The following is a 7416-nucleotide window of genomic DNA, read 5'->3' as shown; positions in this document are numbered from 1 at the left end:
TACAGCATTGTGTTTTTTTACATATCGCGGGTCGGCCATCGCATGCCACACCCTGCATAGCGTCGGCAGCGTCGTATGTGTATAAGAGACGGCACCCAGACCCTGTTGCGCGGCCTGGGCGTGGTGCAAGCGGTAGCGGCTGGTGCGCGGGATCTCAAGGAGATCGCCCGGCGCATCGGCACCACGCGCAGCACAACGCACCGCCTGGCCAGTTGCCTGGTGGACGAGCGTTACCTGCGCGTGGTGCCCCAGGTCGGTTATCTGCTGGGGCCCAAGCTGATCGAGTTGGGGTTCCAGGCCCGTGAAGAGTTGCCCCTGGTGAACCTGGCGGTGCCGTACCTGGATGAGTTGTCGGCGCTGACCGGTGACACCATTCACCTGGCGATTCGTGAATACGACGAGGTGCTGTACCTGCACAAGAACCCCGGCCGCAACGGCCCGGAAATGCGCTCGCGGGTCGGCCATCGCATGCCGTTGGCGCGCACCGGTATCGGCAAGGCGTTGATGCTGGATGATTCGCCGCAGGAGTGGCAGCGCTTGTACGAGGCGAGCTTGCCGACGGCGGGCAAAAGCCTGCAATGGCCGCAGCACCCGGAGCAATCCTGGGCGCAGTTCGAACAACGCATGCATGGGTATGTCGAGGGTGGCTACGCGTTTGACCTGGAAGACAACGAGCCTTCGATCCGCTGCGTGGCCGCACCGGTGCGCGATGCCAGCGGGCGCATTGTCGCCGGTATCAGCATCGCCAGTACGGTGCCCTACATGCCGCTGGAGAAAATGGCCGAGCTGATCCCTGTGATCAAACAGGTCGCAGCCCGGCTGTCAGCGGAGTTGGGCGCCAAGGCCTGATCAGGCTTTCAGGCTCGCCATATCGATGACAAAGCGGTACTTCACGTCGCCGGCGATCATGCGCGTGTAAGCCTCGTTGATCTGCCGGATATCGAGCATCTCGATGTCGCAGGTAATGCCATGCTCGGCGCAGAAATCCAGGACCTCCTGGGTTTCGGCAATGCCGCCGATCAGCGAACCGGCCAACACTTTACGGCCCAGCACCAGCTTGGCGGCGTTGACGGGCGGGTCCACCGGCTCGATCAGGCCGACCAGGATATGCACGCCGTCAAAGCGCAGCACGTCGAGGTAGGGGTTCAGGTCGTGCTGCACCGGGATGGTGTCGAGCAGGAAGTCGAAGTGCCCGGCAGCAGCCTTCATCTGCTCGGCATCGGTGGACACGATCACATGGTCAGCGCCCTGGCGACGGCCTTCCTCGGCCTTGCTGGCCGAGCGCGTGAACAACGTGACTTCGGCGCCCATGGCCTTGGCGAACTTGATGCCCATGTGGCCCAGGCCGCCCATGCCGAGGATCCCGACTTTATCGCCGGCCTTCACGCCGTAGTGCTTGAGGGGCGAGTAGGTGGTGATGCCTGCGCACAGGATCGGCGCAGCGCTGGCCAGGTCGAGCTTGGCCGGGATCTTCACCACGAAGTGTTCGCTGACTACGATGCTGTCGGAGTAGCCGCCCATGGTGTTGCTGCCATCCACGCGGTCTGGCGTGGCGTAGGTCATGGTCGGGCCTTCGAGGCAATACTGCTCAAGGTCTGATTGGCAGGCTTCGCAGTGACGGCACGAGTCCACCATGCAGCCTACGCCCACCAGGTCGCCGACTTTATGGGCCGTCACGTTGGCGCCGACGGCGGTGACTTTGCCGACAATCTCGTGGCCCGGCATCAGCGGGTACACGGCGATGCCCCACTCGTTGCGCGCCTGGTGGATGTCGGAGTGGCATACGCCGCAGTAGAGAATCTCGATGGCCACGTCATCGACGCGCGGGCTGCGGCGTTCAAAAGACATCGGGGCGAGGGGCGTGGTGGCCGACTGGGCGGCGTAACCGATGGCGGTGTACATAGTAAACCTCACAAAAGCTTGGACTGCAGAGGCGGCAAATTCTGCGCGCAGGCCTTTGGAGCGAACATGGCAAATGCTCCGAGTCTCATGCCTATTCGTCCGGCAGTGCCTGAGGTTTGGATATATTGGCCGCCAGACCTGCGATGATGCTGTCATCCCTCATTCGCGAAGTTTTTTGCCATGCTGTTGACCCGCCATTTGGATGCCAATGCCACGCTGGTTTCCTTGATCGAAGGGCTCACGCCCCGCGATGGTTTTTCCCCGACTCACCTGCCCGGAGTGCAGGTGCTGCGTGCCAGTTGCGATGTGGCGCGTGGGCCGCAGATCTATGAGCCAAGCCTGATGTTCGTGGCCCAAGGCAGCAAGGTCGCCTACCTCGGCCCGCGCACGCTGGAGTATGGCGCCGGGCATTACCTGATCCAGGCCATGCCGGTGCCGTTCGAATGCGAGACCTTTGCCATGGCCCCCGAGGCGCCGTTGTATGGCGTGACGGTAGGCATCGACCGCGTGGTGTTGGGCGAGTTGGTGATTGCCATGGGCATGCAGGCCGGGCCGCCGCCGACCGCGCAGACCTTGGAGTCGATGAGTTCGGTGGTGCTGGACGATGCGATGCGCGGCTGCGTCGAGCGGTTGTTGCAGTGCCTGCACGATCCGCTGGAAAGCCGGATCATGGGCCCGGCGCGGGTGCGTGAATTGTTGTTCACCGCCTTGCGTGGGCCCCAGGCGGATGTGTTGCGCGCACTGGTCGAACAGCAGGGCCAGTTTTCGCGCATCGCCACCTCATTGAATCACCTGCATGCCCATTACGCCGAGCCACTGAATATAGAGACGTTGGCCGGGTTTGCGCACATGAGCGCGTCGACCTTTCATGAGCATTTCAAACGCTGCACCTTGTTGTCGCCGGTGCAGTACCTCAAGCGCTTGCGGTTATTGAAGGCCCAGCAACTGCTGCTGGTGGAAGGCATGAGCGTGGCGCAGGCGGCGCACAAGGTGGGGTACCAAAGTACGTCGCAGTTCAGTCGCGAATATAAGCGTTACTTTTTGCGTAACCCTGGTGAAGAGCGAGCCGCCTGAGTCTGCCGGGTACGCCTGCCAGATAAGCCTCGCTTGCATGAAGATCGAATAGGGGGCAATACCTGATAACTGTTTCTGCGCGGGGGCAACGGAACGGCTCTGGCTTGTTATGCACTCACGATTGCACCAGGCGAATTAGCGTCTGGAACCAAGGAGGTAGTGCGCGTGAAAGTTCAGCCCCTCACTCATACGATTCGTATCAGCACCCAGCAATCCGCTTCTGCGCTGCCTGCAAACACTGTAACCGCAGGTGAGGTTAACGGTCCGGCAGGCATGAAAATGAGTGTTGTCAACAACACGACAGTCGCCCCTGACCCGAGTCACGAACTTGATTTTTCCAAGGGTGTAATTTACGGCTCGCTCGATGTAACACCGCCTACCGCGAGGTATACGTTTGGCGAGCGTGAACGGCGAATCAATGCCTATGCTGGTCGTGTTGTTGCGCAGATCCGGACTATGGAAACTGGCGACGAAGGCCAACGCAATATCAGATTCCAGCACCTGCGTCCGTTCTTGGAGCCTGCAGGTTATTTCAGCGGTGGATTGCTGGCGGCGGGGTACGACCCACATCAAAAAATCACGGTGACGTTCCAGTCTTACGTCAAGGAACTCAATGGTGCCTCGCATCTGACTAATCAGGATGAACGCACCTACTTGGCGTGGCAAATTGCAGCCGGTGCTTTGAAGCACGATAAAGTAGCGCCGGGGGGCCAGTTGAACGCCCAAGGCATGCATATCAATGCGCAGTCCAAGGAAATGATCAACGACCTTGAGGCCCTGGGCAGCGTACTTCAACGTCATTGGGAACAAGACGTAGCCAAGCCGATGCGCGACCCTGAGGGCAAGCTCGCAGAGCGCTCGGGGAAAGCGGACGCCTATGTGGTCAAGGGAACATTGCAAGGTCTGCATGACGACAAGGCTACGTTCAGTCAGCTTACGCCGGCGGGCCAGAGAGCCATCATTCGTACACTTGAGGACAATGGAAACGTCGTTGTTCCAAATATATACGGCTACTCTCTGGCCGGTTATGCCTTTGTTCCTTATGTCCATTATCACGGTGATTATGACCATCGACCTGATAAAGGCTTAATGGTCGATTTGAGACGCGGCACTGTCAGTGAACTGCACGGGGATGATGACTTTGCCAAATGGGCTGAAAGAAATCGTGCTCATGTGCAGAGCAGTTTCAACGCCCGTGACCGGCAAGGCGGCAAAGACGCGCATTGGCCAAGGGCAGACTATGTGCTGGGGGCGCTTATTCACGGTAATAGCGCCACCTTCCCAGGCAGAAAAAATCTGCTTGCGGATAGGGCCGTACCCGTTCGGGAGACATTCAACTACACCCAATCGAGAGACAGTGATTATTACTTGAAGTTTGGCGATCTGAAGAGCGGCATTGCCTCTCACTTTCAGGCTGTTAACGCAAAAGACGCAAGGTGGGCCGACCAGACTGAGGTCTTTGGTGCGTCGCAGCAGAACTGGAAAGCCGCGAAAGAATTTTGGGGCAATACCTTCGGTTACCTGCCCATCATCGGTAACACCGGCAACATTGTCTTCGGAGTTCATGACGCCGTTGATGGCATGACGCAAAATGATCGAGTAGCCGGCGGTGCCGCAGCGGTGATCTCAGGTTTGCAACTGGCCCATGAAATTGCCATGGCGAAGGCAGATGTAGAGTTGGTAGAACCCTCGTTAACCAACAGCAAGGCCGCCCAACGCTACCGCTGGGAACTTGACTCACAGACAAACGACCTGCAATTGATGAGAACGCCTAATGCTGGCGCTTCTTTTCCAGGTATGCGGGAAATCGAGTTAGGTGGCAGACCCTATTACGTCGCCGATGCCCCTGATGCCGGGGACGGCACACATTACATTTTGCGTGTAGTCGATCCACATGACCCCGACCAGTTGGCCAGTAGCGCCATTGTTGCCAAGCCCGATGCTCAGGGTGTTTGGCGTCGAAGAGGCGTCATGGGCGGTGGGCTGGATGAACTTGAGGGACGATTGAAAGACCCCGTCGGGTTTGGCTCCCGTGCGATGGTGTATGCCGACCCGGACGATGCTGATTATGTGATCAAAGTAACGTTCCCTTTACCGGCTACCAAGCGCATTGCCGATATGAAAAATGAGGTGGCGTTATTTAACCTATATTATGGAGAACAGCGTGCGACGTTCCTTGGCAGCAATGCTGCTGACACCGTTTCTTATATGCGTATGCCCAAAGTGCCGGGAGAGTCGCTTGAGCAACTGATGGCCGGGGATAAAGCCTTGCCCGAGGGGTTATCAGCCAGCGTGTTGAATATGCTGGTCGAGTTGGAAAACGCCGGCATTGCTCACAATGATTTGGCCGCAAGGAATATTCTTTACGACGCCAATACTCGCAAGTGTTATCCGGTGGATTTTGGTTCGGCGAAGACGGCAGGGGTTAACCTGGCACAGTCCAATGACCGCTACAGTATTTGGGAGCTGAGGGAACAGATTCAACCGGATAACCAATCTTTTGAAGACATGGTCGAACTGTTGGAGTCGTTGAAAACGAATGCCGTCAGTTGAGCCGATCAGCGATTTTAGCACCGCTGACAGCGCGTCCACCGGCTGAATCGAAGAAGCCATTGATTCAGCCGGTGCAGCCTGGTCACACGATCATAGTAGAACCACTGGTCAAGCAGCCTTACATATTCGGGTAAGTCGGCCCACCCGCACCTTCCGGCGTCACCCAGGTGATGTTCTGCGAAGGGTCCTTGATGTCACAGGTCTTGCAGTGCACGCAGTTCTGGGCGTTGATCTGGAAGCGTTTCTCGCCGTCTTCCTTGGTCACCACTTCATACACGCCAGCCGGGCAGTAGCGCTGCGCCGGTTCATCGTAGAGCGGCAGGTTGGTGCCGATCGGGATGCTTGGGTCTTTGAGTTTCAGGTGGCACGGTTGTTCTTCTTCATGGTTGGTGCCGGAGATGAACACCGAGCTCAGTTTGTCGAAGCTCAGCTTGCCGTCGGGTTTGGGGTAGTCGATCTTCTGGCTGTCTTTGGCCAGCTTCAGGCAGGCGTAGTCCGGCTTGGTGTCGTGCAGGGTGAAAGGGATCTTGCCGCCGAAAATGTTCTGGTCGAGCCAGTTGAAACCGCCGCCGATGATTGCGCCGAACTTGTGCACAGCCGGGCCGAAATTACGGCTGGCGAACAGTTCTTCGTACAGCCAGCTGGCTTTGAAGCTGTCGACATACGTGGTCAGTTCATCACCGCCCTCGGATTCGGCAAACAGGCGGGCGGCCACGGCGTCGGCGGCGAGCATGCCGGACCTCATCGCGGTATGGCTGCCTTTGATCTTGGCGAAGTTCAGGGTGCCCAGATCGCAACCGATCAGCGCGCCGCCCTTGAAGACCATCTTCGGCAGCGAATTCAGGCCACCTTTGCAGATCGCACGGGCGCCGTAGCTGACCCGCTTGCCGCCTTCCAGGTACTGGGCCAGCACCGGGTGATGCTTGAGGCGCTGGAATTCATCGAACGGCGACAGGAAGGTGTTGCTGTAGGACAGGTCGACGATCAGGCCAACCACCACCTGGTTGTTTTCCAGGTGATAGAGGAACGAGCCACCGGTGTTCTCTTTACCCATGATGTCCAGCGGCCAGCCGGCGGTGTGCACCACCAGGCCCGGCTGGTGCTTGGCTGGGTCGATTTCCCAGATTTCCTTCAGGCCAATGCCGTAGTGCTGGGCGTCGGCGTCGCTGTCCAGGTTGAAGCGCTGGATCAGTTGCTTGCCGATGTGGCCACGGCAACCTTCGGCAAACAGTGTGTACTTGCCGCGCAGCTCCATGCCCGGGGTGTACAGACCGTCTTTTGGCTTGCCTTCACGGTCAACGCCGAGGTCGCCAGTGATGATGCCGCGTACCACGCCGTTCTCGTCGAACAGCGCTTCCTGAGCGGCGAAGCCTGGGTAGATTTCCACGCCCAGGTTCTCGGCCTGCTGGGCCAGCCAGCGGCACAGGTTACCCAGGGAAATGATGTAGTTGCCTTCGTTGTGCATGGTTTTGGGCACAAAGAAGTCGGGCACCTTGGTGGAGGCTTCCGGGCTGCGCAGTACATAGATGTCGTCGCGCACCACCGGGGTGTTGAGCGGGGCGCCGAGTGCTTTCCAGTCCGGGAACAGTTCATTCAGGGCACGTGGTTCAAACACGGCACCGGAGAGGATGTGGGCGCCGACTTCGGAACCTTTCTCGACCACGCAGACGCTGATTTCCTTACCGGCTTCGGCGGCCTTCTGCTTCAGTCGGCAGGCGGCAGACAGGCCAGCCGGGCCAGCGCCGACGATGACCACGTCGAATTCCATGTATTCGCGTTCCACAGGCTATCTCCTACTCAAGGCTCAACAGGCTTTTTTTTCTAATGGGTGGAGGTTCGGTGTGGTTCTGCGCGAAGGCAGCACCCACCTGTCTCTCTAGGTGGCGC

At 58.8% G+C, this 7416-nt stretch carries 5 protein-coding genes; 3 read left to right on the top strand and 2 right to left on the bottom strand.

What is annotated here, in order from left to right:
• The first annotated feature begins 75 nt into the window (after window positions 1–75).
• A complete protein-coding gene (locus tag CER19_RS16155; RefSeq protein ID WP_116667126.1) occupies window positions 76–849 on the top strand; it encodes an IclR family transcriptional regulator in 774 nt (257 codons plus the stop codon).
• Here the strand turns inward: CER19_RS16155 and CER19_RS16150 are convergent, their stop codons facing one another.
• Window positions 850–1902, bottom strand: coding sequence for an NAD(P)-dependent alcohol dehydrogenase (locus tag CER19_RS16150; RefSeq protein ID WP_032895697.1), 1053 nt, complete (start codon window positions 1900–1902; stop codon window positions 850–852).
• Window positions 1903–2082: 180 nt separating this feature from the next.
• On the opposite strand from CER19_RS16150, the gene CER19_RS16145 reads away from it, so the two are divergent.
• Together CER19_RS16145 and CER19_RS16140 are read left to right on the top strand one after the other, a co-directional pair.
• Window positions 2083–2976 carry an AraC family transcriptional regulator gene (locus CER19_RS16145; protein WP_116667125.1) on the top strand — a complete coding sequence of 298 codons (894 nt, stop codon included), beginning with the start codon at window positions 2083–2085 and terminating at the stop codon, window positions 2974–2976.
• A gap of 165 nt (window positions 2977–3141) precedes the next feature.
• Window positions 3142–5529, top strand: a complete 2388-nt coding sequence (locus tag CER19_RS16140) for a hypothetical protein (protein ID WP_116667124.1) — start codon at window positions 3142–3144, stop codon at window positions 5527–5529.
• 118 nt (window positions 5530–5647) lie between these two features.
• On the opposite strand, the gene CER19_RS16135 is transcribed toward CER19_RS16140, so the two are convergent.
• Window positions 5648–7312 (bottom strand): electron transfer flavoprotein-ubiquinone oxidoreductase, encoded by a 1665-nt coding sequence (locus CER19_RS16135; RefSeq protein WP_116667123.1) that lies wholly within the window; start codon window positions 7310–7312, stop codon window positions 5648–5650.
• Window positions 7313–7416: the final 104 nt, after the last annotated feature.

The sequence above is a fragment of the Pseudomonas sp. GL93 genome, assembly GCF_003408955.1.
Classification (GTDB): domain Bacteria; phylum Pseudomonadota; class Gammaproteobacteria; order Pseudomonadales; family Pseudomonadaceae; genus Aquipseudomonas; species Aquipseudomonas paracarnis.
The sequence above is the reverse complement of the archived record's forward strand: the minus strand, read 5'-3'. Positions and strand labels throughout refer to the sequence as shown.

Coding starts and splice junctions, on each gene's coding strand:
- CER19_RS16155 (WP_116667126.1), top strand. CDS start 76: ATGTGTATAAGAGACGGCACCCAGACCCTGTTGCGCGGCCTGGGCGTG.
- CER19_RS16150 (WP_032895697.1), bottom strand. CDS start 1,902: ATGTACACCGCCATCGGTTACGCCGCCCAGTCGGCCACCACGCCCCTC.
- CER19_RS16145 (WP_116667125.1), top strand. CDS start 2,083: ATGCTGTTGACCCGCCATTTGGATGCCAATGCCACGCTGGTTTCCTTG.